We start from the raw sequence: 25,764 nt of genomic DNA on the forward strand, positions 1-25,764 counted from the left end.
AAATTATTTTATTATCTTCCATTTTGTTCTTGTGATGAGTTTATCTCTAATTATATCGCTCTTTACATTATTATCATCACTGCCAACAGATGTTTGGGTTTCAACTTCAAAGCTACTATTTAAATTATTTTGAAATATATTTTCAAAGTCTTCATAATTATATCCAATGAGTTTTTTCACATAATTTTCATTATAATTTATCTCTTTATGGTTACTATCTTTAAATATTAGATTTCCTCCACAAATTATAGTTCCTTTGAATTTTATATTTCCACAGAAATAAATATCTCCTGCAGTTATGATAATACCTCTGAATTCTGCTGTTCCCGTATCATCTTGTTTTTCTACCGATACATTATTTCCACTTATTGAACTAATGTATCCTTCTGGAGCAAATATATATGGTTCATTAGCATTACCATCTAATAGAATTACATCACTAGTATTGTCTATTTTTCCTTGAGCATTTTTACCTTCAAACTTATTTGTAATATTGCTAAAATTGACTTTATTTTTTACCATTTTTTGTACATAACTTCCCAGATCACCTTGTACACTCGCATCTCCCATATGATATATTTTTCTTTTCAGCTCATTTTCTTTATTTGTTCTCTCTGGAGTTACATCTAAAGTTATATTACTTAATACTATTTCATTTTGAGAAATTCCATCTTCACTGCACAGTACTGCACCAGTATTAAATAGAATTCTGTCTTTCTTTATTCTTATACCACTGCCACCTAAATTTAATTTATAATCTTCATCACTTTTGTATTCCTCATTATAAGCATTAAAATAATAACTTTTATCAGAAACATCTAAATCAGTATCATCGTTAGGATCATTAGCATCATTTAAAAACTTGGTTGCAAGTATAAGTGGGTTCTTATATTCAAATTTGATTTTATCTCCTATCAAGCTTTTTCCATGACCATTAACTCCACTTGTAAGAGGTATAGTATAAGCTTTGTAGTTTCCTTTAATAGACACAGACTCACCTGTTTGATATTTTTCATTAATAAGATTTATGTAAGAAACTCCTGCTATAAGCACTTTATCATCAGGTCCACTAGTTTCAATATTTATAAAAGAGCCACTTCCTATATCTTCAGTATTCACTATTATTGAACTTGAGTGGTCACTTTCTAACGTATCAGTACCACCAGCATCTTTACCATCACTTACACCATAAAATCCACCTTGTATATTTATATTAGAAGCTCTAGCATTCAATTCTAAATCATCCATTGTAAATAAACTTCCTGTTAAATTATTTGCTTTATTGATATTTAAATTTAAATTTGAATTTTGTGCATTAGTATCTATAATGGCATTTCTAACATAAGCATCTCCATTTACCACAAAATTACTGCTTGTTCCCTTCAAAAATATATTTTGTGCAGAAGATAATTCACCTGTAACAACTACCCTAGAATCCCTACCATCTAATATAATTCCACTTTTAAACTCATTTCTGTCTATAATATTACCATCATTTCCTACATTCTTCCCTTTTACAAAAACATCACCAGTTATATCAACATCACTATTTTCAACTGTCATATCCCCATCTACTGCTAACCCCTTAAGGAAAGCAAGATTTTCAGGAATTTTCATTATATTATTCTCAATATAATACACAGACTTATACTCTGGGACAGTTATTTCGTATACAGCTTGAAGTTGCTTTTCTATATCTTTATGTTTAAAAGTAGATACTAATCCTATTTCCATTTTATCATCTGAAAATTTCAAAGGAGTACTAGTGTTTGATGAAAACCTCATTTTCGGCTTTGTTCTATCACTATTAAACTCTTCACCAACACCATTTTCATCGAATTTATAATTGTCACTTTTACTTAATTCACGTTCTAAGTAAGTTTCTATATAATTTTTAAAAGCTATCTGAAATCTTTTATTTTGAACTTCTTTTATCATTTCTTCCTTTACAGAACCATCTAAATTTAAATAAGGACTAATATAACTGGAGTCAGCAAGTACTTTTAATTTTTCATTCTGAATTATACTTGCTAAACTTTCCTCTGAATTTTCCTTTGGATTCAATAAATTATCCACTGCCACATTACCCGAATTTATTGCCTGATCAACCACATTACCTATAATAGCATAAGCCTTGTCTATTCCCGCTTCAGATGCGTAAAAATTTGTTTTCATAATTCCATTCATATTACGAACCTTGTAGCTTGAAAGTGTAAGTGAAAGTATTGCTGTCCCCAAAATACTGAGTATACTTAGTATTATCAACGTCATTACAAGTGAAGATCCTTTTTTAACTTTAAAACTCTTTTTCATATTATCCTTCCTCATTTTAAAAAAGTCTTATATCCTTTATCCTCAATTAAAATCTCTCCTGTTTTTTTGTCAGTTACTTTTACAGTAACCTTATAAAGTCTATTTGGTTCATTTGAAACAGATGAATCATCTTCTATTTTCAAAATGTCATTGTACTGCCTTATTATTCCGCTATGTTTTATTAAGTTAATTTCTGGCTGGCTATTCAAAGTATCCACTTTAACAAAATACAATTCTAAAATTTCACTTGTTTCATTATCTGCATCTACCAAAAGTTCTTGTCCTAAATCTCTGAATATATCAAACCTTATTTTTACTTTTCCGTTTTTCACTTCGCAGATTCTGTCTATTTCTTTATCTCCAATTACTATTTCTTTATCTTTTAAAGTAAATTCTATCTTACTATCAGTAACTTTGATTATTATATGTGGCTTAATTATATCCTGTTGTATTATTGGTACAGTTTCACTACCATTATAGAACTTTACAACTCCACTACCCTTTGGAAATACAATTTTATAATCACAAGTTATGCTGTCACTTCCCTTTTCTCCACTTACCGAATTGTTCCCAAATTTATAACCTGTAACAGGTTGTATAGAATATTGAACATGTAAATTCCCTTCATCATGACTACCGCAGCTTGAAATCTCTCCTGATTTTATTTTTTCCATATCCTGCTGTACCAGATTAGTAGCTACCTGTTTATCATGTGAAGCTTTTGCAAATCTTACTGAGGTTAAAACCATATCGGAGAGAGGAATAAGTATTATTCCTAGTATAGCAATGGATATTATAAGTTCTAATAAAGTAAAACCTTTGCTCTTTCTCATTTTCCCCTCCAGATTCTAATTACGATTTACTGTAACCTTTCCACTTTCCTTAATTACATTTACTCTCGGCTTATTTTTGTCATCATATTTTATGTCAACTATAAGTTCTTTGTCAGTATTATTGTATATTTTCACATTGGCTCCTGCTAAATCTTGATTTGAGTTTCTTGAACAAGAAAATACTGAAATATTAATCGTATCCTCCATTGGTGTAAATTGAACTCCACTGCCGCTTAAGTCCTTAGGATACGCTTCCTTGCCATTTTTATATTTATAATAATATTTTCCATTTGATTCAGTAACATAAATCTCTACATTTTCAATACCTGGGTTGTCTGATATAACATAGGATTTTTTAGTACTGTCCTTGATTTTTCCAAGTATAACTGTTGGCAAATCTGAACTTATAGCCACTACATTCATTGAAAAATCGTAGCTTCTTTTTGTTTCAACAGTTACTTCTGACTTAGCTGTTGAATTAGCAACAGTTCCTTGCGACTTAACTGTTGAATTATCGAAAAATGGATTTATCTTTCCATATTGATTCTTGAAATCCCATTTTAAATACTCACTATCTCCCTGCAGTGAAAATTTAGGTACCCCAAAGAATTCAAGAGTTAAATTTCCTGCCAGATTACTTTCATCAGCAGTTACGCTTATATTTTTTATGATTATTCTCTTATCATAATTAGTGATTTCATCTATAAACTTCATCACATTATCAAAGGTTCCTTTAACATTAATGCCTATGGTCATATTTTCTGCTTCTATTTTATTTTTTTTATCATTGTCTTTATTGACATCCCCTTTGTTATCCTTCTCACTGCTAGTTTTATTCTCTTTATTGTCTTTATCAGCATTCGCTTTACTATTATTTTCTACTTTATTGTTGCTTTCTCCATCTATCTTCTTATATTCTTTAACAATACCCTCTAACATTGAAGGCTGCTTGCTTTCTGTTTTCTGTTCTTCATTTAATTTTTGAAATTCCGGCTTTGATATACTGAAAGAATCGCACTGCACACCAGACTTCTCTATCATATCATTTAAAATTACTATTATTTTTTCCTGTTTAATTGAAGGAAACAATTCTATTATATTTCCATATATTTGGCTATTAACAATTTTTATTTCTTTATTAAGCTGTTTTTCATAAATCACATTATTCTTTAACTTATCAATTTCTACACTGTATTTGTCTCTTTTATCTTTTAATTCTGTAATTTTGTCCATTCTTACACTAAATATAAATTTATAATATCCCGCAAGGAGCATAACAATTAAAAATATACTCAATAATATTTTCTCACGCTTACTTGTCTTCATTTGTGCTATCCTCCTTAAACGTACATATTATGTTGAAGGAATATTCTTTTCCTTCTTCATCTCCTGTAATACTTGGTACGTAAACATCATCAAATACTCCACATTTTTTCAAATTATATTCAAATTCTGCAATGGAAGTCCTGTTTGCCGCAGTTCCCTGCAGGGTTAAATTATCACTTATATTCATTACCTGAAAAGATACTTCCTTAGGGACTTGATTAGATATGTTTTTTATAAGAGCTGTCTTTATCATGTCACTATCTGAGGTTATTTTATTTACTTTTTCCACAGCATCATAATAACTGTTCAATAAATTTAGTTTTTTCTGTGCAATCTCCATTTTCTGTGAAGCCGTTTTAAGTTCTTTTGAATTTAATATTTTTTCTTTGCTGGCAATTTCATTCTCCAGAGAATTTATTGTAAACACAGTGTATAAATAACCAATCACCATTATGCCAACTATTATAGATGTAGCAACACCAACGTATACAAATCTTAAATTTGTACTTTTTTTGTCTTCAGAAAAGGCTTCAAAAAAATTATAATCTCTCATATCATCACCTATCTTAGTCTAATAATACCGCCAATGGCATTTAGATACCTTTCTAAATTAATATTGCAGGCAGCTTCACCAGTTACTGAAATATTGCCCATCTGCTGCAGTTTTTCAACAGGCATATCAAGTAATGCTTCCATGTATTCACAAATACCTTTAAGGTTACTTACTCCACCATGAAGATAAATTTTACTTATTTTTTTCAATCTATTTTTATTTATATAATAGTCAACCATTCTTTGAATATCACTAGACCATCTATCCACTACTCTCTTTACAGAAGCAGTAATAACCTCAACTTCTTTATTTTCCCCAATATCTTCACTCTTTAAATTACATAAAGTCATCTTTTTCTCATCAGCTTCCTCATCACTTATACCAAATTCACTGGCTATGTTGGCATCTAAATAACTTCCCCCACCCATAATAATTCTTGTAAACTGCAGTACACCTTCTGAAATTATATTCAGTTCCATCTGTTCATAACCTATATCTACAACTAACACTGTATTTTCTGATGTATATTGTTCAGAATTAATATCTAATTCATCATTATCAAATAGCTTGGCTATACAATTTGAACTTAAGTCTAAAGCCTCTGGGCTCAGCCTCAACTCATTTGCCAAATCCCAATACATCTTTGCCATGATTTTAGGATAAATCGCCACACGCAGCGCAGCCTTTTTTACATTATCTTCTTCATATTCATTTAACTTTTTATATTTTATTATGTACTCATCAAAATTTATAGGAAGATACTGCTTGATTTCAAATTCAATTAAAGAATCCATTTCTTTGGGCTTTACAAGAGGAACAGAAATCTCCCTTGTTATAACAGAGGTGCTTTTAGATACGCATATTAATTTCTTAGCCTTTGTATTCATCATATTTATAGCTTCTTCTACTGCTTCTTTCATTGTAATTAAATTAGTAATTTCTCCATCATTAAAACAATTCTTAGGAACTTGAAAGCTCAAAGCTTTTTCAACCACTATCTTCTTCCCCTGCATTCTTCCTTCCACCAGCTTGCCATTCTCACTTCCAAGCTCTAGTGATAGTACATTTTTTTGAAACAAGATGAACACCTCCTTTTATATAACAAAAACTTAATATAATATTACAAAATAAGATATTATGAAAATCATTCCACAATATCTTATTTCAGCTTTATTTTCTACTTGTGATAGTTACTTGTATTAGGATAAACTTCTAAATCTGGGGTTCCGGCTGTCCCACTTTTAGAAACAACCTCTACTTTTATATCTCCATTTGCATCAACAGTTACATAAAAATTTTTATCAGTAGCGTGTACTAAACTAGCTTTAGCTGTAGGAATAACATCAAATTCATTTGCTATTTTATTACCTATAGTTGTAGTTGTAGCTCCAGATGCCGCTTTTTCTACTTTAATATCAGCTACTCCTGCTGTCATGTTATCATTTGTATATATCATTGCAGCAGTATTAGCTATAGACTTAGCACTCGCTTTATCAGAAGCTATTTTAGCATTATCTTGTTGTCCACCAAATTTAGGTATAGCTATTGCCGCCAATATTCCTATAATAGCAATTACAACAATAAGTTCAATAAGTGTAAACCCTTTCTTCTTTTTCTTTAAATTTTTCTTTAAATCGGTATTCATAAAAATACCCTCCCCTTTTTATATTTTTTTATTTAAAGTTTAACTATAAACATAGTTAACATTAAACCTAGAGCCAGTAGCCAGTAGCCAGTAGCCAGTAGCCAGTAGCCAGTAGCGGCATTTTACTGTGTAATATACTTTTTGTAAATACCTTTAATGCCTTATTCTTTTTCTCTTTTCCTGGTTACTGGAATCCTGGTCACTGATTACTGTTTTATATGGAGTTGTACATATCAAACATAGGCATCATCATAGCTATAACTATAAATCCTATCAACACCCCTACTACTAAAATAAGTATAGGTTCTACCATGGCAGTTAATTTTGATAATGCTTCTTCAACCTCTTGTTCATAGAATCTTGCTGTTTTCTCTAAGATATCATCTAAAGAACCAGATTCTTCTCCTATCTTGATCATGGATATTACCATTGTTGGAAAAATATATGTATGTTCCATAGCTTGATTTAACGTAATTCCCTTAACTACCTTTTCTCTAATCTCCATAAGTGTATCTTCAACCATCTTGTTATCAATAACCCTTGATACAATTTCAAGAGCACTTACCATAGTAACTCCACTATATAAAATTGTTGATAATCCTCTGGTAAATCTTAAGGTAACTATTTTTCTGTTTATGCTTTTAATGAATGGAAAATTAAGCTTTAGCTTGTCTACATTTTTAGCTCCTAAAGAAGTTTTTGCATATATATTTATCCCTAATACAAATAATAAAATAACTAAAAGGATTATGTACCAGTAATTTGTAATTGCTGAACTAATAGCCATAACTGCTTTTGTAGGACCTGGAAGTTCCATGTTGCTGCCTTCAAACATAGTCATGAAAGTTGGCATTATAAATGTTAATAAAAAAGTAACTACTCCTGCAGATGCGATTAATAATATTATTGGATAAATAAGTGCACCTTTTATTTTACTGTTTATTTTATTGTCCTTTTCATACTGCTCTGCCATTCTTTCTAAAATTATTCCCAAAGTACCTGTTTCTTCTCCTGACTCTATCATGTTTATAAGCATTCTTGGATATACATTTTCAAACTTTTTCATGGCACTTGATAAAGTAGAACCTTTTTGAATATCTTCATATATATAATGAAGACTATCTCTAATTTTTTTATTTGATGATTGTTTTCTAAGCAAATTAACTGAATTCAGCATATCTGAACCAGCTTCATGTAGAGTTGCAAACTGTCTGCAGAAAACTGCCAAATCCTTTATCTTAACTTTTGAAAAAACATCTGCTAAATCAATTTCCTTGCTTTTAACCTTTTCTTCAACGTATAAGGGGTAATAGGTATTCTCCCTTATCATGGCAAGAACTTCATTTTTATTGTTAGCGCTAAACTCTCCTTGGATTTTTTTACCTTTTTCATCCATCGCCTTATATTTAAACAAGGGCATAACCTTCACCTCTTTTGTTATGCATATTTTTTACTAATCCTTCAAGAAGGCAACCTTTGTCAATTCTTCAATAGTTGTATCTCCTTTTAAGACTAATCTTTCACAAGCATTCTTTAATGTTTTCATTCCCATTTTTCTATTTAAATTTCTGATTTTATCTACACTTACCTCATCTTGTATTAACTCTCTATGCTCTCTTGAAATCTCCATTATTTCATATATGCCTTTTCTTCCATAATAACCAGTGTTATTGCAATAAGTACAACCTGTACCTTTATACAATTGGAGTTCCTGATTCTTATCAACACCAAGTATTTTCTTTTCATATAAACTTGCCTCATATTCCACCTTGCATTTAGGACAAATTTTTCTTACAAGTCTTTGAGATACAATTCCCGATATGGAAGATGCCAATAGATAGGACTCTATCCCCATATCTCTAAGTCTTGAAATTGTTGAAGCTGTATCATTAGTATGAATTGTGCTTAAAACCAAGTGACCTGTTATGGAAGCTCTTACTGCTATCTGGGCTGTTTCAGCATCTCTGATTTCTCCAATCATAATTATATCCGGGTCTTGTCTTAAAATAGATCTTAGTCCTGAAGCAAAAGTCATTCCTGCTTTAGTATTTACATTTACTTGGTTAACCCCATCCATAGTATATTCTACAGGATCTTCTACAGTAACAATATTTGTATCTTCACTATTCAGTTCACTAAGCAGAGTATATAAGGTTGTAGATTTACCACTTCCCGTAGGACCTGTAACCAAAATTATTCCATAAGGACTTTTTATAATTCCTTCAAGCTTGTCCATTTCCTCAGAAGTCATCCCCATGTCTTCCTTACTTATTACAAATTGACTTTTCTTTAGCAGTCTTATTACTATCTTTTCTCCAAAAACAGTAGGAAGTGAAGATACTCTTAAGTCTACCTGCTGTCCATCGATTTTCATAATAATTCTGCCATCCTGCGGAATTCTCTTTTCTGCTATATTAAGACTTGCTAATATTTTAATTCTAGTTACCAACGAACCCATTGTTTCCTTTGATGTTTTTAAGACCTCTTGAAGTGCTCCATCTACCCTATATCTTATTCTTATATAAGTTTCAAATGGCTCAATGTGTATATCACTAGCATTTGCCTTAACTGCATTTTTTATTACTGAATCGATAAGCTTTACTACTGGTGCATTTTTTACATCTTCAAGTTCTTCTATATTTTCCTTGACTTGAATTCTATCTTTAAATTCATTTGATTTTTCCGCAGCCAATTCTTCTGCAGCTTTTTCTATATATTCACTTGAATAATATCTGTCAATGGCATTTTCTATATTAGCTTTAGTATCAATTACTGTGATAACATGTCTTCCTGTTGCTATGTGAACATCATCAACAGCGTATAAATTCAGAGGATCTACCATAGCCACCTTTATTCTGTTTCTTTCAAAAGCATAGGCAATTAAACCATACTTTTTAGCCAAATTTTCTGGAATGGCTTTAACAGCCTCTCTATCAGGTTTCATCATATCTAAATGAACTCTATCTATGCCCAACTGAATCTGAAGCACTTCTATTATATCTTCTTCATTTAGTATCTTGTCCTGAATTAAAAGCTCACCTAACTTTGCCCCTGAAGACCCCTGCTTTGCAAGAACAGTTTTTAACTGTTCCTTAGTAATTTTACCTGCTTGAACAAGTAAATCTCCTAACCTTTTTTTATTTATAACATTCATATTACCATTCCTTTTACATTTTGGTATAGTTGGGCAAAAGATGATATTATTTCTTGCTTTTTCCTAATTATATATCATACTCTGCGCTTTTTCAATAAAACATTTTACTTTTTTTAATATTTATGATATAATTATTATCTTTTAACAAAATTAAATTGCATTTTTAATTTTATTAAAATTAATATGTGATATAATGTTTTATTTCCCTTAAAAAGTAAATATTTTTTCATTGTAAAATTAAATTATATTCATATTATCGTAGCAAGCTTTTTTCTCTATAGCTTTTACTACTAAAAAACGAGTCGAAAAACAGATTATTCTCTGTTTTTCGACTCGTTTTTTAACATTTATACATATTTAGTTTTCTTCTTTTTTCAAAAACTTTTTCCATTCTACATATATTTGAAAAAGACTGACTACATCTTGTTCATTATATAAAAGTATTCTCTGTTTTTTCTCCTCAGGCATTCTGTTCATGTAGTCAAAATCCTTCATAACCTTACAAAAGGTTTTAGATAAATTTGACCCACTTATAAGTTCTCCTTCTCTTTCTATACCAAATATTTTTTCCAAATTTTTCAGTCCAATATTCACTCCCATTAGCTTTTCATATTCTCTCTGAAGATCAATTTTTTCATAGCAGTCATCTATGTTAAAATCAGTTTTATTTTTATCAAACAAATAATCTATTACTGTAAAATCATTATTACCCGAAAAAGTAACTATATACTTTTTGCCATGTTTCTCATGCATTTCTATAAAATACTCTTTTGCCAATTCTAAAATAGGCACCGCATCCTTTTTACCTTCAATCATATACTGTGTTACTTTTATTTCATTATCAACGCTATCATAATAACAACATCCAAAAACCCCTATGCATATAGGCTTCTTATAAAGATAATGTTCCAAATCAAAGAATATCGCTTCCTTAAATAAATCCCTTCTACCATCAATGTCCATGATAAATTCTTCTGAAATTTTTTCTACTTTAATACTGTTTTCTCTTTTAATCACTTTATCACTCTTTTCTAGATAAATAACTGGTCAAATCAATATCTTCTTACAATTAGTGTCTTTATTATCTCATATTTTTATAAATTTGTGAACCATATTGACTCTTTTCCAAACCTCTAACCATTTTCTGCATTCTAAAATCAACTTAGTATAACATACCACAATGAAAAATAAAACATTTTAGCTTTCTCTGCAAAGTAATCTTAACTGTGACCTTCCATATATAACCATATAATGATGTTCTTTATTTATTATTGACAAAATCAATAAATGATGATAATATTTAATTGAGAATGATTTTCATAATTATGAAATCGCGGGGGGGACTTTATATGAGTATAGTTGATTTAAAACCAGGTCAATTTGGATATATAGAAGATATTTTTGGAGATGAAAAGCTTGCAAAACGTTTGTTGGCTTTAGGATGTATAGAAGGTACAAGAGTAACTTTAAAAACTTTAGCTCCTTTTGGAGATCCTCTTATCATTAATGTAAGAGGCTTTGATTTAGCAATTAGAAAGAAAGATGCCCAAAACATTAAAATTAAAACAAGCATTGAGATGAAAACAGCTTAATAAGGAGGCTTTATATGATTACAGCAGCATTAGTTGGAAATCCTAACGTAGGTAAAACCACTCTTTTCAACTCTTTAACAGGCTCGAATCAGCATGTTGGGAACTGGTCTGGAGTTACTGTAGATAAAAAAGAAGGTTACATAAAGGATTCTGCCAAAATAGTTGACCTTCCTGGAATTTACGCAATGGATACCTACTCAAATGAAGAAAAAGTAGCAAAGCAATTTTTGATGCAAGAAGAAGTTGATGTGATAATAAATATAGTAGATGCTTCTAATTTAGATAGAAATCTATATCTTACTACTCAACTTAAACAATTTAATAAACCTATACTCCTTGTTCTGAACATGATTGATGTGGCAGAATCAAAAGGAGTATCAATAGACTTTAACAAACTTTCTCAAAAGTTAGGTGTAACTATTCTTCCTATAATAGCATCTAAAAACAAAGGGATTCAATCTGTTAAGGAAAGCTTGTTAGAGAACAATTTTTCTGTTCCAAGCATAAATTATCACAGAGAACTAAATGAAAAAGAAACCTATAAATATATTGAAAGTATATTAAAAGATTGTGTAATTCGTCCATCGGAACATAAAGTAACCCATACAGAAAAAATAGACAAGGTAGTGTTGAATAAGTTTGCAGCTTACCCTCTTTTCTTTGGTATTCTGTGGTTTATATTCAAATTTACATTTACTTGGGTTGGACAACCATTGGCAAATCTTTTGGATATTGGTCTTAACAATGTTTTAGTTCCAATAGTAGAGAATTTATTATCCACTAGCAGCCCTTGGTTTAAATCTTTAATAATAGAAGGAATAATTGGTGGAGTTGGTTCTGTTGTTGTATTCCTGCCTGTTATCTTAGCTTTATTTTTAGGAATCTCTTTTCTTGAAGACAGTGGATATATGGCACGTGGAGCCTTTATCATGGATAAGGCTATGAGAAAAATGGGTCTTTCCGGCAAAGCTTTTATACCTTTAATGGTAAGCTTTGGCTGTTCTGTTCCTGGAATAATGTCAGCCAGAACTTTAGAAAGCGAAAAAGATAGAAAACTAACTGCATTACTTGTACCATTAATGTCTTGTAATGCCAGACTTCCTGTATATGCTCTTTTCGCATCAGTTTTCTTCAAAGGCAGGGAATCTACAATAGTATTTTCACTTTATTTATTAGGTATATTAATAGCTTTTGTTATAGGTTTATTATTTAAAAATACTATATTCAAGAAAGATGAAGAACCTTTTCTTATAGAATTGCCAGAATACAAGCTACCTGAAGCTAAAAGTCTATTCCTTCATACTTGGGAAAAAGGTAAAGGCTTCCTAAAAAAAGCTGGTACAGTTATATTTGCAGGTTCCGTTCTAGTATGGTTTTTATCTAACTTTAATACAAGCGGATTGACAGATATAAACCACAGCTTCCTTGCATCTATTGGGAATGTTATAAGCCCTGTTTTTAAACCTTTAGGATTTGGTTCATGGCAAACAGCTGTTGCATTACTTACAGGTTTATTAGCCAAAGAGGTAGTTGTAGGAACTATGGGAGTTATATACGGTGGAAATTTGGCTAATATTCTAGCTGTCCACTTTACAGCAATATCAGCTTACAGCTTCTTAGTTTTTGTTTTACTTTACACCCCTTGTGTTTCAGTAATTGGAGCCATGAAAAAAGAATACGGAACTAAAATGACCATATTCTCTGTATTATATCAATTAATTTTAGCATGGGTAATGGCTTTCTTGATATACAACATAGGTACTTTGATTTTTGCCTAATTGGTCATTATTCCTAGATGTTGAGGTGATTATGTATGTTTGAAATATTTATTACCATATTAATTGTTGCACTTTCAGCTTTTATATTAATTAGAAGTGCCAAGAAAAAAATTTCCGGTAAATGCGACTGTGGCAGCTGTTCATCACACTGCCCTATGTACAAAGAATCAAAAGAGGAAAATTCAGATAAAGAAATTTAATAAGAAAAGTGCGTCGCACTTTTCTTATTTTTCATTTTTATTAATAAAGTATTCAAGCATATTTTCCAGTGAAACAATTCCAATAACCTTATTTTCTTCAACAATTGGTATTGAAGCTATGTCATTATTTATAAGCTTATTTGCTACTTCTATTATGTCATCATCCTCTTCAGCAGTTACTACGTCTTTTGTCATAATACTGTTGATAGGATAAGTATCATAGTGACCTTCTTCAATTAAGAATCTGTAAATATCAGCTTTAACAACAACTCCTGCCAAATTACCATCTTTGTCCACAACTGGTGCTCCATTGATTTTGTTTTCATTCATTAAATCAAGAGCCTTTTTAATATTATCCTCTACTTCTATAGTTATTACTTCAGAGTGCATTATTTCTTTAATTTTCATATATACACCTCCTTGTAAAAATTGTACCGCTTTCTAGATAAATATTATCTGTCCTTTAATAACTATTGTTAATTATATTTTTAAATTCTTCTATATCTATATTTTCTTTCAATATACAGCTTATAATTTTTGAAGCTGCTTTTTTAGACATTCTTTCAATATCTTCATCTATGACAATTTTATTTTTTCTTAAAAGATACTTTAAATATTTAAGCTGATTTTCAGTTACACAATCTTCTCTTTTTAAATTACTGTTACATTCTATATCATCAATAATTTTAAATATTTTGGGCAAATTTAAAACGTCTTCAAAATTATGAAGCATAATTTTATCTCTAATCTCCAAATTCTTAGAACTTAAAAATTCAAAATAAAGCTCTACACTTTTCCCTCCATCTATAGTGTCATCTCTTTCAATTTCAAGAAATTTTTCTACACTTTTTAAACTGCAGCCTTCTATACCTAATTGTTTATGGTATGGTCTAATAATTCTATATAAATCTATATGCTTTTGGGGCAGATTAAATGCTATATTATTTATTTCCATTTTTCTCTTTATAAAAGGCTCATCAAAAGCTTTACCATTATAAGAACACCAAACTTTAAATTTTTTTAAATCTGCTTTAAATGCATAGAGTACCTCTTTCTCTTCTTCTATACTTTCAGCAAAGTACTGTTTTATAAAAAAAGTGTTTTTATGCATAAAAAAACCTACTGATATAAGAATTAGATTATTCTTAATCTTATCAAACCCAGTGGTTTCTATATCAAAGAATACTATTTTTTTCATATCATATTTATTGAATATTTTTTTAGAAATTACAACTTTTTCCCTATGTTCTTTTATAAACATATTTTTCCTCCAATATTAAGTGTTGATAAATATACTTATCTAATAATTATTTTAATACAAAAATTAGTATATAACAAATTTATCAATGAATTTCTAACTTCATTACCTTAAATAGGATAAAAAAGAAACTAAAAGAGGGTCGTGTTTTTGTTTTCTGCATTACCAATATTTACAGTAAATAAAAACACTTCAAAGATGTGGAAATCTTTGAAGTGTTTTTTATTTGAATTAATTGTATTCAATTGTTGTGTAAGCAGAACGAGTTCTGTCGCCTTACGGCTCCGCAAGGCGCGGCAGTTGGTCTGTGCATAACAAGTGCCGTCGCTTCGCTATTCTTAACTTCATGAATGGAAGTCGCCCTCCTTTATGGAGAGTGCCTTGTCTAAAAGAGTGATGACTTTAGGTTCATGATTGGAAGTCGTCGTCCCTTAATGGGACGACAGTAGGTCTAAGGTTTACATTTCTTCCACTACATCTAGTCCTATTAGAGATAGTCCGTTTTTGATAACTTGGCAAGTTGCTTCTACCATTTTTAGTCTTGCATTTTTAATTTCTTCTTCTTCTGTAGCCATTATGTTATGAGCATTGTAGAATTTATTGAAAGCTTTTGCTACTTCTATAACATATCTTGTAACTATTGATGGCTCAAGTTTGTCTATGGCGTCTAAAATTTCTTCATTAAAGCTTCCAAGAACTTTTATAAGTTCAAATTCTTCTTTAGAAGTCAACTTGCTGAAATCAGCTTTTCCTGACATTTCTCCAGCACGTCTCAATATGCTCTTTCCTCTAGCATAAGTATATTGAACATATGGACCTGTTTCACCATCAAAGTTCAGCATTTCATCCCACTTGAATACTATGTCTTTTTCTCTTCTATTCTTTAAGTAAGTAAATACTACCGCTCCAATACCTACTTTTTGAGCAACTTCTTCTTTGTTTTCAAGTCCTGGGTTCTTTTCTTCTATTGTTTCACGAGTTTTTGCTACAGCTTCGTTTAATAAATCTTCAAGGAATATAACTTGACCTTTTCTTGTTGAAAGCTTTCTATCTGCAAATCTTATAAGACCAAATCCTACATGTTTACAGTCCTCAGCCCAATCACAACCCATTTTTTCTATTACTTTAAATACTTGTTTAAAATGAAGTGATTGATCAGCTCCAACTACATATATACTCTTGTAAAAATCATATGTTTTTTTTCTATAGAACGCTGCTGCCAAATCACGAGTTGCATATATTGTTGCTCCATCAGCTTTTTTAATTATACATGGAGGCATATTCTCTTCTTCCATCATTACAACTTTAGCTCCATTACTTTCTACAAGTAAGTTTTTGCTTTCTATTTCTTCTATAACTGCATCCATTTTATCATTATAAAAGCTTTCTCCAGCATAAGAATCAAATTTAACTCCAAGAACATCATATACTTTGTCAAATTCCTTTAGACTTAAATTCTTGAATTTTTCCCAAAGCTCTACTTCTTCTTTACTTCCATCTTCAAGCTTTTTGAAATACATTCTTCCTTCATCTTCTAAAGAAGGATCTTTTTCTGCTTCATCATGAAATTTAACATATATTCTTAAAAGCTCTTTAATAGGTTCTTTTTCAAGAGCATCTTCATCTGCCCATCTCTTATATGCAGATATCAATTTACCAAATTGTGTTCCCCAATCTCCAAGGTGGTTTATACCTGTACAATTATATCCTTGTGAACTTAAAATTTTATATAATGAATTACCAATAGCTGTACTAAATAAATGTCCTACATGGAAAGGTTTAGCAATATTAGGTGATGAATAGTCTATACATACATTTTTACCCTTTCCTACTTCTGAAGCACCATAATTATCTTCTTCAGATAAAACCTTCTCTATTATTGATTTCACAAAAGTTCCTTTATCCATAAAGAAATTCACATAAGGTCCTAATGCCTCAACTTTTTCAAAACCTTCTTTATTAATTTTTTCACTTAGTTCTGCTGCAATCATATTTGGAGCTTTTCTGAAAGTTTTAGCAAGTTGAAAACACGGAAAAGCATAGTCACCCATTTCAGACTTTGGTGGAATTTCAATAAGTCTTTCTATTGTTTCTAATTCCATCTCAATGTGTTCTTTAAGTTTATCTGCAATATTTTTTTTATAATCCATATATAACGCCTCCTTATATCTATTCTTATACATTCCAGTATTGACTATTTTCTAAATAAAAAAACCGCCTCTGCAAAACAGAGACGGAAATATCCGCGGTACCACTCTAGTTGACTAAAATTTAGTCCTCTCAAAACTTTAACGCAGTTAACGGCTTACCTGATTATACGTAGATAGGAAAATTCCTATTACCTATAACTTTAGCAGCTTCTCCAAGGTTCTCTTCTCCTAATAAAATCTTACAGAGCTTCCACCACCCTCTGCTCGCTAAAAGTTTTTAAAAAGATACTCTCCTCTTCACTGAATACAATATATTAAATATTTACAACTAATTATATAGTTTGAATTTTAATTTTGTCAACAGTGAAAGGAAAATAATTAAAATATTCTTTTTCATTAATCTCTTTTAAGATGATTAAAATCTCCTCTTATAAATCTTAAGGCAGCCATTTCCTCATGAATTTCAGTAGGAGTTCTGTATCCCATTCTCCTTATCAATGGGAGAGAAGGACACCACCCTTGAACAGCATGTTGAAGTAAAAATCCTCCTACTACTCCAGATAAAGCATACCATTTTTTATTTACAGTAGATCCAAGTACAATTCCTGCCAATATTAAACTTGCAGCCTTAGTCTCTACAACTCTTTCTACATCCCACTCCTTCTCTAGTTCTTCTATTCTGGCGGAAATTTCTTCATTGCTTTTATCTAAATACCTACCTATTCCAAGTAAGGTTTCCTTATATATTCTTTTGTTTATTTCTGAATTTGTATGTTTTTCTACCCTTTCCATAGTCTTAGGCAAAATTTTTCTTATTTCTCTTTTCCTATATATGTTTTTCTTATTCTTAGTATTATTCTTATTTCCTAAATATTCATCCTCTAAGTACACATACATAATACCCATCTCCTTTATATGTTTATTTTTTATGTTGTTTATACTCTTTAGATTTATTTTTTACTAAAAACTCATTTACATACATGGGGTTTATACGGGGACGGTTCTATTATCTTTACTGTTTATACGGGGACGATTCTATTATTTATATTGATTTTGCCTAATAAATAATAGAACCGTCCCCTTGTTTTTCTTCTCTTTTTCCTATTAAAACAAGAGAACCGTCCCTGCATTTTTCCCTGCATTTTTTAACTTAAGTCAGAATAATATCCCATTATGTCTAATTCTTTTCCTTTAATAATATCTAAAGCTTTATCCATATCAGTTAATGGTTCTCTGCATGAAAAATTCTGGCAGATGTAAACCGTTGTTTTATTATCTACTTTTTTATTGTTTTCTAACTGTGGAATAACGTCCTTTAAAACTTCATCTTCATTATTAAGAACTATAATAGAGAATGGAAGAAATTCTTTATTTAACTCTCTTTGTATTTTCTTAACATCAGAATTACTTGCATCTCCAGCTATAATAATTTCCTTTCCTCCAGAACACCCATACATTACGGCTGTCATAAAATATGCATAGACACTTGGCATACTTTGAATTTTTCCACCTAAAGATGTAAACATTCTGCTTACCATCTTTTCCAAATCCATATTTTTAGTTATTCTAGCTAATCTGAGCATATTTAGTGCTGCTACTGAATTTCCTGAAGGAATTGCACCATCATATACTTCTTTAGGTCTCCATATCAGTTCCTCTCCATCACTTCCATATAAGAAGAATGCTCCATCCTCTTCATCCCAAAATTTTTTTTGCATATCTTTTGTAAGATCAACAGCTTTCTTCAAATATTCCCCTTTAAAGGTAGCTTCGTATAGCTCCACCAGCCCCCAAAGCAAGAAGGCATAATCATCTATATATCCAAGATGCATAGCTTCTCCTTTTCTATATCTTGCTAGCAGCCTTCCTTCATTATTAAACAGATATTTATATATAAATCTTACAGCCTTCTCAGCATTTTCTATATACATATCATTTTCCAGCACTCTTCCACAATAAGCAAAAGCGGCTATCATCAAGCCATTCCATGAAGTTAATACTTTATCATCCTTGTGAGGATGTATTCTTCTTTCTCTTATCTCAAAAAGTCTTTTATTCATGTCTTCTAATCTTTCTCTTATCTCATCATTTTCATATAATTCTTCTAAATTGCAGTAAATTAAATTTGGTATGTTCTTACCTTCAAAATTTCCTTGTTTACTTATTCCATAATATTTGCAGAATAATTCAGCGTCATCTTCTCCTAATACATTTCTTATCTCATCATATGACCATAAATAAAATTTTCCTTCTACCCCTTCTGAATCGGCATCTTCCGCACAATAAAAAGCTCCTTCCTCATGCTGCATATCTCTTAAAACATATGAGAATATCTTCTCTGTTACATCTTTATATAGCTTTTTACCCGTAACTAAATACGCTTCTGTATAAGCAATAGCTAAAAGTGCATTGTCATATAGCATTTTTTCAAAATGAGGTACAAGCCATCTTTCATCTGTAGAATATCTTGAAAACCCATAACCTATATGATCAAAAATTCCACCCTTGTACATTGAGTCCAATGTCTTAGTTGCCATGCTTAAGGCTTTCTTAGAACCAGTTTGCTTGTAATATCTCAATAAAAAATATATATTTTGTGGTGAAGGAAATTTAGGTCTTGTGCTAAATCCCCCATAATTTTCTTCATAGTTTTGGCTCAATTCTTCAAAAGCCTTTTCTATACTTTTAATCTCTATAGGCTCTGGACTAAATATATTATTCTCATTTATATAGTTCAATACCTCCTCACTATTTTTTAATATTTCATTCTTATCATCTCTCCAAACTCCTATTAAATAATTCAATATCTCAACAATCCCATGCATTCCATATTTGTTCTCTTTTGGAAAGTAAGTCCCTGCAAAAAATGGCTTTTTATCCGGAGTCATAATTATAGTTAATGGCCACCCTCCTCCACCAGTCATTATCTGGCATACATTCATATAAACACTGTCAACATCTGGTCTTTCTTCTCTATCTACCTTTACTGAAACAAAATTGTCATTAAGTATTTTTGCCACTTGTTCATCTTCAAAAGACTCCTTTTCCATTACATGACACCAATGACAAGTACTATAACCAATGCTTAAAAATACTGGTTTGTCTTCTTTTTTAGCCTTTTCAGAAGCTTCTTCTCCCCATGGATACCAATTTACTGGATTATGTGCATGCTGCAATAAATACGGTGATTTTTCATTTATTAATCTATTTGTTTTTTCCACAAAAACTTCTGGCATAATATCACATTCCTTCTTATTGTTTTCGCTCTAGTTTTCCACTGTATAAGTTGGACTATTCACTGAATTAAATAAGCTTTTGTATTGATATTACAGAAGAAATTCTTACATATATCCTTGTTAACCAAAGGGATACATTACTGAAGTAAATAAAGTATTAGCAATTCTTTAATAATAATTAAGAGCAAATCCATTTTCTTAGATTGGACTTACTCTTTTCCTATAGAAATAACAAAGCAGGTTTGCATTCTTTTTTTGCCTTATCAAATGCTTTCTCCCCCTGGAATATTATTCATTTAATTTTTCTATCTTTTTATCAATATCCACTGCAACCTTTTTTATAAAATCATGAATTACCTTTCTTTCCTCATCATTAAAAGAAGCAAAAATTTTCTTATCACGCTCTTCTGCATCCTTATGAATTTTTTCATGCTTTTCATATATGCTGAATCCAGCTTCTGTAAGCTTAAAATATACTTCTTTTTTATTATTGTTTTTTTTATACGTGGTTATTAGATTCTTATTCACAAGTTTTTTAGTTATCTTGCTTAACGCCCCTTTTGTCATATTCATTTCCTTAGAAAGTTTTGTTACATTGACATCTTTATTTTTTTCTATACAATCAAGAGTGTGAACTTCTGAATAATTAAGACCATCAAAATTTAAACTATTTTCACAAGACACTAGTATTTCGTATTTCTGAAAAAGATTTATCAACATTTGTAAAAGATATTCTTCATTAAGCATTGCAAATCACCTCTATAAGATTATACCATCAATCTTTAAAATAGATACTATATCTTTGCAACAATACGACACGGAAGCCCTGTATAATCTTCATAATCTATCCAAAGTGTATAAATTTTAAACTCTTCTTTAATATTTGCTTTTAAAGTGTTAAGATTGGTCATATTTTCGATGACAAATACGCCTTTTCTTTCACACATCTTATCCACTTCTATATGTTCTTTACCTCTTCTTATTCCTGCTGCGTCTATTCCTATAAAATGTATTTTTTTATTTATAAGTTCTTTTATTAAATCCCATGAAAGTTCTGGATGCTCTGTAACATACTTATTCTCTCCATAAGGAGACTCCTTCATAATTTCAGTCATGAAAATTACAAAATCACCAGGTTTTATCATGTTAATATCTATATCATCTTTTAATATTTTCCTGTCTTCAATGCCGCTTACATCAAATATAATCCCTCTTGATTCCATATATTCCAGAGGCACCTGAGTCTTTTCATATACATCTATATGAGTTGCCAAATGACCTCTTGCCATAAGATGATTCTTTTGAGTTGCCGCCCACTGAAAAGCAGGATGATCCTTGCTAAGTTTTAATGTTAAATCTATAAACATAAAAATCCCTCCTTGCAAAACAATTATATCATGTTTTTGTTTCCAAGGAAATCTTTTTATCAATTTCCTTCATATTATGATATAATTTATGTATAATAAAATTCATGCTTCAGTAAAATTTAAATAATATCTATATTTTCATCTTTTGTCATATTTATCATAATTTTAAAGTGAAATACCAAGTTTTTAATGTTGATGTTTTATATTTTAAATATTTTGTTTATTTAGTATAAATAACATCTTCTATATTTGTACAATTTGTCAATATATATGTCCAACCTGCTGGTGTATAATAATAACAAATAGTTTTAATGTTAGGAGTGATTTTTAATGGCAGGATTAAGTTTAAAAAATATAGAAAAAGTTTATTCAAACGGATTTCATGCAGTACATGATTTTAACTTAGACATTGAAGATAAAGAATTCATAGTTTTCGTAGGTCCATCTGGATGCGGAAAATCAACAACTCTTAGAATGATAGCAGGACTTGAAGATATATCCTCTGGAGAGTTGTACATAGGTGAAGGTCTTGTAAACGATGTAGCTCCAAAAGATAGAGATATAGCAATGGTATTCCAAAACTATGCATTGTATCCACATATGACTGTTTTTGATAATATGGCATTTGGATTAAAACTTAGAAAAATTCCTAAAGATGAAATTAAGCAAAAAGTTACTGATGCTGCTAAAATACTTGGAATTGAAAACTTATTAGATAGAAAGCCTAAACAACTTTCAGGTGGTCAAAGACAAAGAGTTGCTTTAGGACGTGCTATAGTAAGAAGTCCTAAAGTTTTCTTAATGGACGAGCCGCTTTCAAACTTGGATGCTAAATTAAGAGTTCAAATGAGAGCTGAAATTAGTAAGCTTCATCAAAGACTTCAAACTACATTTATTTATGTAACTCATGACCAAATAGAAGCTATGACTATGGGAACAAGGATTGTTGTAATGAAAGATGGTTTTGTTCAACAAGTAGCAGATCCACAAACTATATACAAACATCCCTCAAATATGTTTGTTGCCTCCTTTATAGGATCTCCTCAAATGAACTTTATTGAATGTATCCTAAAAGAAGAAAACAATAATGTCTGGGCTGAATTTAAAGGAAATAAAGTTATACTTTCAGCTGAAAATTCAAAACTTCTAAAAGATTCAGGTTACGTAAATAAAGAGGTTGTACTAGGTATAAGACCAGAAAATATGTATGTACATTCTGAAGTATCTGACAGTAAGAATAATGTAATTCAAACAACTGTACAAGTAACTGAAATGCTTGGTTCAGAAACATATTTACATTTAGATATGCAGAACCAAAATATAATTGCAAGAGTTGCCCCTAGTACTAAAGCTGAAATTGGTAAAGATATTAATATAGGCTTTGATACAAATAAAATACACATATTTGATAAAGAAACAGAAAAATCTGTTTTCTAAAATTAGTTTGTAAAAATCAGAAAAGTTAAATAACGCTTTTCTGATTTTTAATACATAAATGGCAGGTGAAATATTTCCAATGGATAGAACTAAATTAAAACAAATACTAAATAAAATTAAAGTTGTAATTGATACAGAAATAACTGTAATGGATGAAACCGGTTATATAATTGAAAGTACAAACAGTGAAAAAGTAGGAGATTATGACTTGAATTTTAGGAATATAAATTTTAAAAATAAACTCTGCCAAATTGGTGATTATATTTATTACTTTTTTACCTCTGCCGATGGTAAGAAAAATGTATTTTCACTAAAAGGATTAAGCAAAGAATCTAAGAAGTTTGCTGAGATCATAGGAATTTTTTTTAATCAAGATTTTTATGATATATCCCAGAGTGAACTCTTAAGAAATTTGTTGTTAAATGGATTAACTCAGATTGAAGAAAATAGTTTAGATACCTTTCAAGAGAAAAATTTCATATCACCCCAAACTAAAATGAGAGCTTTAGTAATTGATGTAGATAAAAATATGATGAAGGAACTTGAAAACCTCATTTCTCATATCTATCCTGACCACTTACATTGCAAAATAAACAATAATTCATTTTGTTTCATTGAAAAATGTTCCAAGGTTGATGATCAATATTATTTTCAAATATATGATGCCATATATTCAGAATTATACTACGAACCTAAAATTGGGGTTGGCACTACAGTAAGTACTTTAAAAGATTTATCTGTATCTTATAAAAAAGCTGTAGAATCCATTAAGTTGGGCAAATTATTTTTAAGTGATAAAAACATCTATTGCTTCAGGGATTTTGGACTTCCTAGATTAATAGATAATATGGATATTAACTCCTTGGAAGAACTATGTGAAGATATGAATTATAAGAATGTATATAAAGTATTATCCGATAGTGAATTGGTTCTGACTTCCGAAAAATTTTTCGAAAGCAATTTAAATATCAGCTTAACAGCTAAAAAGTTATTCATTCATAGAAATACGTTAATATATAGATTAACCAAAATTTTTAAAATATCAGGCTATGATTTAAGAGTTTTAGAAGACTCAATAAATTTTAAAGTAGCCATGTTCATTCATAATTATATGAAAAACAAGGGAAACAAGGGGAGAGAAAACAAGGGGACGGTTCTTTAGATTTAATTGATTTTGAGAAAGAATAAGGAAAAACAAAAACAAGAAAAAAACAAGTAAACAAGGGGATGGTTCTTCGAATTTACTTAACTTTATAAGAATAAAATTCAAGGACTGTCCCCTTGTTTTGCCAAACTTTTTTAATTAATTCTCAAGGACTGTCCCTTTAGTCTATCCCCTATTTTATATGCATTTCTGCTAAAATTGGAGTAAAACTGAAGAACCGTCCCTGTATTTTTCTTAATAAAAAAGTGTACATATACCATGTACACTTTTTTTATATTGCTTTATTAATTTATTATTTTGTCAGTCATTATTTCTTATTATTGTATTATTGTTGTGCAACCTTTGGCTCTGGTTTCTTACGGAAGTTAAGTATAGCCTTTGTTGGACATTTTTGAGCACATAATCCACAGTTTACACACTTATCATAATCAATTATAGATAAATTATTTTCCATTGTGATTGCATCTTTTGGACATGCTTTAGCACAAAGTCCACATCCAATACATCCTGCAGAACAAGCATTTTTAACATCTAGTCCTCTGTCTTTTGAGTTACATGCTACAAATACTAATTGTTTTTGTGGTACAAGTTCTACAACATTTTTTGGACATGCTTGAACACAAGCTCCACACCCAACACAATTCTCTTTTATAACTTTAGCTACACCGTCTTCTATTGTTAAAGCATTAAAGTTACAAGCTTTAACACAGCTTCCTAAGCCTAAACATCCAAAATCACATGCTTTAGCTCCAGCTCCTGGTACGTTCATAGCTTCTTGACAATCTTTTAAACCATAGTACTGATAGCTATCTTTAGCGTTGTTACAAGTACCTTGGCATTTTACATATGCTACCTTAGGCTCAGAAGCACCTACTTCTACACCCATTATTCCACCTATTTTTGTAGCACCTTCTGCTCCAGCAATAGGACAACAATTTGCAGCAGCTTCTCCATTTACAACTGCTTCTGCATAAGCATCACATCCAGCAAATCCACATCCACCGCAGTTTGCTCCTGGAAGAGCTTCTCTAACTAATGGTATTTTTGGATCAACTTCTACTGCAAATTTTTGAGATGAATATCCTAAAATTAATGCGAATAATAATCCTAACGCACCTAAGCCAAGCATAGGAAATAATAATTCATTCATTTAATTCTCCTCCTTACACTAGGCCTGAGAAACCAAGGAATGCTATAGCCATTAATCCTGCTGTAATTAATGTAGCTGGCAATCCTTTCATAGCTTCTGGCATATTATCGTTTGCTTCCATTCTTTCTCTTAAACCACCTAGTAACACTATACTAAGCATAAATGAAAGACCTGAAGCAATTGCAAATATTACTGCATAAAGCAAATTATAATTTTCATTCATTACTATTATAACAGCTCCAAGTATAGCACAGTTAGTTGTAATTAATGGTAAGTATATACCAAGTGCCTTATATAAATCAGGCATTGTCTTTTTTATAACCATTTCAACAAATTGAACTAATGATGCAATAACCAATATAAATGCTATTGTTTGCATGTATTCTATATTTAATGGTATAAGTATAAATTTATTAACTATATAACATATAACTACCGCTAGAGTCATAACAAAAGTAACTGCTGCACCCATTCCTTTTGCAGTTTCTACTTTTTTAGAAACTCCAAGGAAAGGACAGATACCTAAGAATCTAGATAATATCATGTTATTCACTAGCAGTGCAGAAACAACCAAAGTAAATATTTCCATTATCAGTTCACCCTTCTT

The 25,764-nt window shown here is 30.4% G+C and carries 23 protein-coding genes and 1 other annotated feature; of the genes, 5 read left to right on the top strand and 18 right to left on the bottom strand.

Going from position 1 to position 25,764, the window contains the following annotated elements:
* Positions 1 to 3 precede the first annotated feature (3 nt).
* The 9 genes from OIO11_RS07450 to OIO11_RS07490 all read right to left on the bottom strand — a co-directional run bounded on the left by OIO11_RS07450 (position 4) and on the right by OIO11_RS07490 (position 10,841).
* Positions 4 to 2,313, bottom strand: a complete 2,310-nt coding sequence (locus OIO11_RS07450; RefSeq protein WP_268070813.1) for a hypothetical protein — start codon at positions 2,311 to 2,313, stop codon at positions 4 to 6.
* 11 nt (positions 2,314 to 2,324) lie between these two features.
* Positions 2,325 to 3,146: a prepilin-type N-terminal cleavage/methylation domain-containing protein gene (locus OIO11_RS07455; RefSeq protein WP_268070814.1), complete on the bottom strand. Its 822-nt coding sequence runs from the start codon at positions 3,144 to 3,146 to the stop codon at positions 2,325 to 2,327.
* A gap of 15 nt (positions 3,147 to 3,161) precedes the next feature.
* Positions 3,162 to 4,472, bottom strand: coding sequence for a hypothetical protein (locus OIO11_RS07460; RefSeq protein WP_268070815.1), 1,311 nt, complete (start codon positions 4,470 to 4,472; stop codon positions 3,162 to 3,164).
* Positions 4,459 to 5,025 carry a PilN domain-containing protein gene (locus OIO11_RS07465; protein ID WP_268070816.1) on the bottom strand — a complete coding sequence of 189 codons (567 nt, stop codon included), beginning with the start codon at positions 5,023 to 5,025 and terminating at the stop codon, positions 4,459 to 4,461. The genes OIO11_RS07460 and OIO11_RS07465 overlap by 14 nt, the downstream gene beginning before the upstream one ends.
* 8 nt (positions 5,026 to 5,033) lie before the next feature.
* Positions 5,034 to 6,104: a pilus assembly protein PilM gene (gene pilM / locus OIO11_RS07470; protein ID WP_268070817.1), complete on the bottom strand. Its 1,071-nt coding sequence runs from the start codon at positions 6,102 to 6,104 to the stop codon at positions 5,034 to 5,036.
* A 98-nt stretch (positions 6,105 to 6,202) separates the two neighbouring features.
* Positions 6,203 to 6,670: a prepilin-type N-terminal cleavage/methylation domain-containing protein gene (locus OIO11_RS17165; RefSeq protein WP_326497929.1), complete on the bottom strand. Its 468-nt coding sequence runs from the start codon at positions 6,668 to 6,670 to the stop codon at positions 6,203 to 6,205.
* 214 nt (positions 6,671 to 6,884) lie between these two features.
* A complete protein-coding gene (locus OIO11_RS07480) occupies positions 6,885 to 8,090 on the bottom strand; it encodes a type II secretion system F family protein (protein ID WP_268070818.1) in 1,206 nt (401 codons plus the stop codon).
* A 33-nt stretch (positions 8,091 to 8,123) separates the two neighbouring features.
* On the bottom strand, positions 8,124 to 9,824 hold the full coding sequence (locus OIO11_RS07485) for a GspE/PulE family protein (RefSeq protein ID WP_268070819.1): 1,701 nt from the start codon (positions 9,822 to 9,824) through the stop codon (positions 8,124 to 8,126).
* Between the two features lie 357 nt (positions 9,825 to 10,181).
* Entirely contained in the window at positions 10,182 to 10,841 is a 660-nt protein-coding gene (locus tag OIO11_RS07490; protein ID WP_268070820.1) for a ribonuclease H-like domain-containing protein, read from the bottom strand.
* A 332-nt stretch (positions 10,842 to 11,173) separates the two neighbouring features.
* Between OIO11_RS07490 and OIO11_RS07495 the strand changes: the two genes are divergently transcribed.
* Genes OIO11_RS07495 through OIO11_RS07505 form a run of 3 tightly spaced genes read left to right on the top strand, consistent with a single transcriptional unit; the run spans position 11,174 to position 13,394 of the window.
* On the top strand, positions 11,174 to 11,416 hold the full coding sequence (locus tag OIO11_RS07495; protein WP_268070821.1) for a FeoA family protein: 243 nt from the start codon (positions 11,174 to 11,176) through the stop codon (positions 11,414 to 11,416).
* 14 nt (positions 11,417 to 11,430) lie between these two features.
* A complete protein-coding gene (gene feoB / locus OIO11_RS07500) occupies positions 11,431 to 13,194 on the top strand; it encodes a ferrous iron transport protein B (RefSeq protein WP_268070822.1) in 1,764 nt (587 codons plus the stop codon).
* 35 nt (positions 13,195 to 13,229) lie between these two features.
* Positions 13,230 to 13,394 carry a FeoB-associated Cys-rich membrane protein gene (locus tag OIO11_RS07505; protein ID WP_268070823.1) on the top strand — a complete coding sequence of 55 codons (165 nt, stop codon included), beginning with the start codon at positions 13,230 to 13,232 and terminating at the stop codon, positions 13,392 to 13,394.
* Positions 13,395 to 13,418: 24 nt separating this feature from the next.
* Here OIO11_RS07505 and OIO11_RS07510 read toward each other — a convergent pair whose 3' ends face one another.
* The 7 genes from OIO11_RS07510 to OIO11_RS07540 all read right to left on the bottom strand — a co-directional run bounded on the left by OIO11_RS07510 (position 13,419) and on the right by OIO11_RS07540 (position 21,405).
* The gene (locus OIO11_RS07510; protein ID WP_268070824.1) at positions 13,419 to 13,802 is read right to left on the bottom strand and encodes a CBS domain-containing protein; all 384 of its coding nucleotides are present in this window, start codon (positions 13,800 to 13,802) and stop codon (positions 13,419 to 13,421) included.
* A gap of 55 nt (positions 13,803 to 13,857) precedes the next feature.
* On the bottom strand, positions 13,858 to 14,655 hold the full coding sequence (locus OIO11_RS07515) for a ribonuclease H-like domain-containing protein (protein WP_268070825.1): 798 nt from the start codon (positions 14,653 to 14,655) through the stop codon (positions 13,858 to 13,860).
* 455 nt (positions 14,656 to 15,110) lie between these two features.
* Entirely contained in the window at positions 15,111 to 16,802 is a 1,692-nt protein-coding gene (gene argS, locus OIO11_RS07520) for an arginine--tRNA ligase (RefSeq protein WP_268070826.1), read from the bottom strand.
* A gap of 76 nt (positions 16,803 to 16,878) precedes the next feature.
* Positions 16,879 to 17,112, bottom strand: a binding site (T-box leader).
* 86 nt (positions 17,113 to 17,198) lie between these two features.
* Entirely contained in the window at positions 17,199 to 17,699 is a 501-nt protein-coding gene (locus tag OIO11_RS07525) for a YgaP family membrane protein (RefSeq protein ID WP_268070827.1), read from the bottom strand.
* Between the two features lie 248 nt (positions 17,700 to 17,947).
* On the bottom strand, positions 17,948 to 20,038 hold the full coding sequence (locus tag OIO11_RS07530; RefSeq protein ID WP_268070828.1) for a thioredoxin domain-containing protein: 2,091 nt from the start codon (positions 20,036 to 20,038) through the stop codon (positions 17,948 to 17,950).
* Between the two features lie 288 nt (positions 20,039 to 20,326).
* Entirely contained in the window at positions 20,327 to 20,785 is a 459-nt protein-coding gene (locus tag OIO11_RS07535; RefSeq protein WP_268070829.1) for a MarR family transcriptional regulator, read from the bottom strand.
* Between the two features lie 47 nt (positions 20,786 to 20,832).
* Positions 20,833 to 21,405: a cyclase family protein gene (locus OIO11_RS07540; protein WP_268070830.1), complete on the bottom strand. Its 573-nt coding sequence runs from the start codon at positions 21,403 to 21,405 to the stop codon at positions 20,833 to 20,835.
* A gap of 330 nt (positions 21,406 to 21,735) precedes the next feature.
* Between OIO11_RS07540 and OIO11_RS07545 the strand changes: the two genes are divergently transcribed.
* A complete protein-coding gene (locus OIO11_RS07545; protein ID WP_268070831.1) occupies positions 21,736 to 22,842 on the top strand; it encodes an ABC transporter ATP-binding protein in 1,107 nt (368 codons plus the stop codon).
* A 79-nt stretch (positions 22,843 to 22,921) separates the two neighbouring features.
* Entirely contained in the window at positions 22,922 to 24,004 is a 1,083-nt protein-coding gene (locus OIO11_RS07550) for a helix-turn-helix domain-containing protein (protein WP_268070832.1), read from the top strand.
* A 328-nt stretch (positions 24,005 to 24,332) separates the two neighbouring features.
* Here OIO11_RS07550 and OIO11_RS07555 read toward each other — a convergent pair whose 3' ends face one another.
* Positions 24,333 to 25,157, bottom strand: coding sequence for an RnfABCDGE type electron transport complex subunit B (locus OIO11_RS07555; protein ID WP_268070833.1), 825 nt, complete (start codon positions 25,155 to 25,157; stop codon positions 24,333 to 24,335).
* Between the two features lie 13 nt (positions 25,158 to 25,170).
* Entirely contained in the window at positions 25,171 to 25,746 is a 576-nt protein-coding gene (locus OIO11_RS07560; protein ID WP_268070834.1) for an electron transport complex protein RnfA, read from the bottom strand.
* Positions 25,747 to 25,764 lie beyond the last annotated feature (18 nt).

Origin of the sequence: Clostridium sp. ZS2-4, from assembly GCF_026719745.1 — a bacterium.
GTDB lineage: Bacteria > Bacillota > Clostridia > Clostridiales > Clostridiaceae > Clostridium_H.

Excerpts from the sequence above, each read along its gene's own strand:
- OIO11_RS07450 (WP_268070813.1), bottom strand. The coding sequence starts at position 2,313 with ATGAAAAAGAGTTTTAAAGTTAAAAAAGGATCTTCACTTGTAATGACG.
- OIO11_RS07455 (WP_268070814.1), bottom strand. The coding sequence starts at position 3,146 with ATGAGAAAGAGCAAAGGTTTTACTTTATTAGAACTTATAATATCCATT.
- OIO11_RS07460 (WP_268070815.1), bottom strand. The coding sequence starts at position 4,472 with ATGAAGACAAGTAAGCGTGAGAAAATATTATTGAGTATATTTTTAATT.
- OIO11_RS07465 (WP_268070816.1), bottom strand. The coding sequence starts at position 5,025 with ATGAGAGATTATAATTTTTTTGAAGCCTTTTCTGAAGACAAAAAAAGT.
- OIO11_RS17165 (WP_326497929.1), bottom strand. The coding sequence starts at position 6,670 with ATGAATACCGATTTAAAGAAAAATTTAAAGAAAAAGAAGAAAGGGTTT.
- OIO11_RS07480 (WP_268070818.1), bottom strand. The coding sequence starts at position 8,090 with ATGCCCTTGTTTAAATATAAGGCGATGGATGAAAAAGGTAAAAAAATC.
- OIO11_RS07485 (WP_268070819.1), bottom strand. The coding sequence starts at position 9,824 with ATGAATGTTATAAATAAAAAAAGGTTAGGAGATTTACTTGTTCAAGCA.
- OIO11_RS07495 (WP_268070821.1), top strand. The coding sequence starts at position 11,174 with ATGAGTATAGTTGATTTAAAACCAGGTCAATTTGGATATATAGAAGAT.
- feoB (WP_268070822.1), top strand. The coding sequence starts at position 11,431 with ATGATTACAGCAGCATTAGTTGGAAATCCTAACGTAGGTAAAACCACT.
- OIO11_RS07505 (WP_268070823.1), top strand. The coding sequence starts at position 13,230 with ATGTTTGAAATATTTATTACCATATTAATTGTTGCACTTTCAGCTTTT.
- OIO11_RS07510 (WP_268070824.1), bottom strand. The coding sequence starts at position 13,802 with ATGAAAATTAAAGAAATAATGCACTCTGAAGTAATAACTATAGAAGTA.
- OIO11_RS07515 (WP_268070825.1), bottom strand. The coding sequence starts at position 14,655 with ATGTTTATAAAAGAACATAGGGAAAAAGTTGTAATTTCTAAAAAAATA.
- argS (WP_268070826.1), bottom strand. The coding sequence starts at position 16,802 with ATGGATTATAAAAAAAATATTGCAGATAAACTTAAAGAACACATTGAG.
- OIO11_RS07525 (WP_268070827.1), bottom strand. The coding sequence starts at position 17,699 with ATGTATGTGTACTTAGAGGATGAATATTTAGGAAATAAGAATAATACT.
- OIO11_RS07530 (WP_268070828.1), bottom strand. The coding sequence starts at position 20,038 with ATGCCAGAAGTTTTTGTGGAAAAAACAAATAGATTAATAAATGAAAAA.
- OIO11_RS07535 (WP_268070829.1), bottom strand. The coding sequence starts at position 20,785 with ATGCTTAATGAAGAATATCTTTTACAAATGTTGATAAATCTTTTTCAG.
- OIO11_RS07540 (WP_268070830.1), bottom strand. The coding sequence starts at position 21,405 with ATGTTTATAGATTTAACATTAAAACTTAGCAAGGATCATCCTGCTTTT.
- OIO11_RS07545 (WP_268070831.1), top strand. The coding sequence starts at position 21,736 with ATGGCAGGATTAAGTTTAAAAAATATAGAAAAAGTTTATTCAAACGGA.
- OIO11_RS07550 (WP_268070832.1), top strand. The coding sequence starts at position 22,922 with ATGGATAGAACTAAATTAAAACAAATACTAAATAAAATTAAAGTTGTA.
- OIO11_RS07555 (WP_268070833.1), bottom strand. The coding sequence starts at position 25,157 with ATGAATGAATTATTATTTCCTATGCTTGGCTTAGGTGCGTTAGGATTA.
- OIO11_RS07560 (WP_268070834.1), bottom strand. The coding sequence starts at position 25,746 with ATGGAAATATTTACTTTGGTTGTTTCTGCACTGCTAGTGAATAACATG.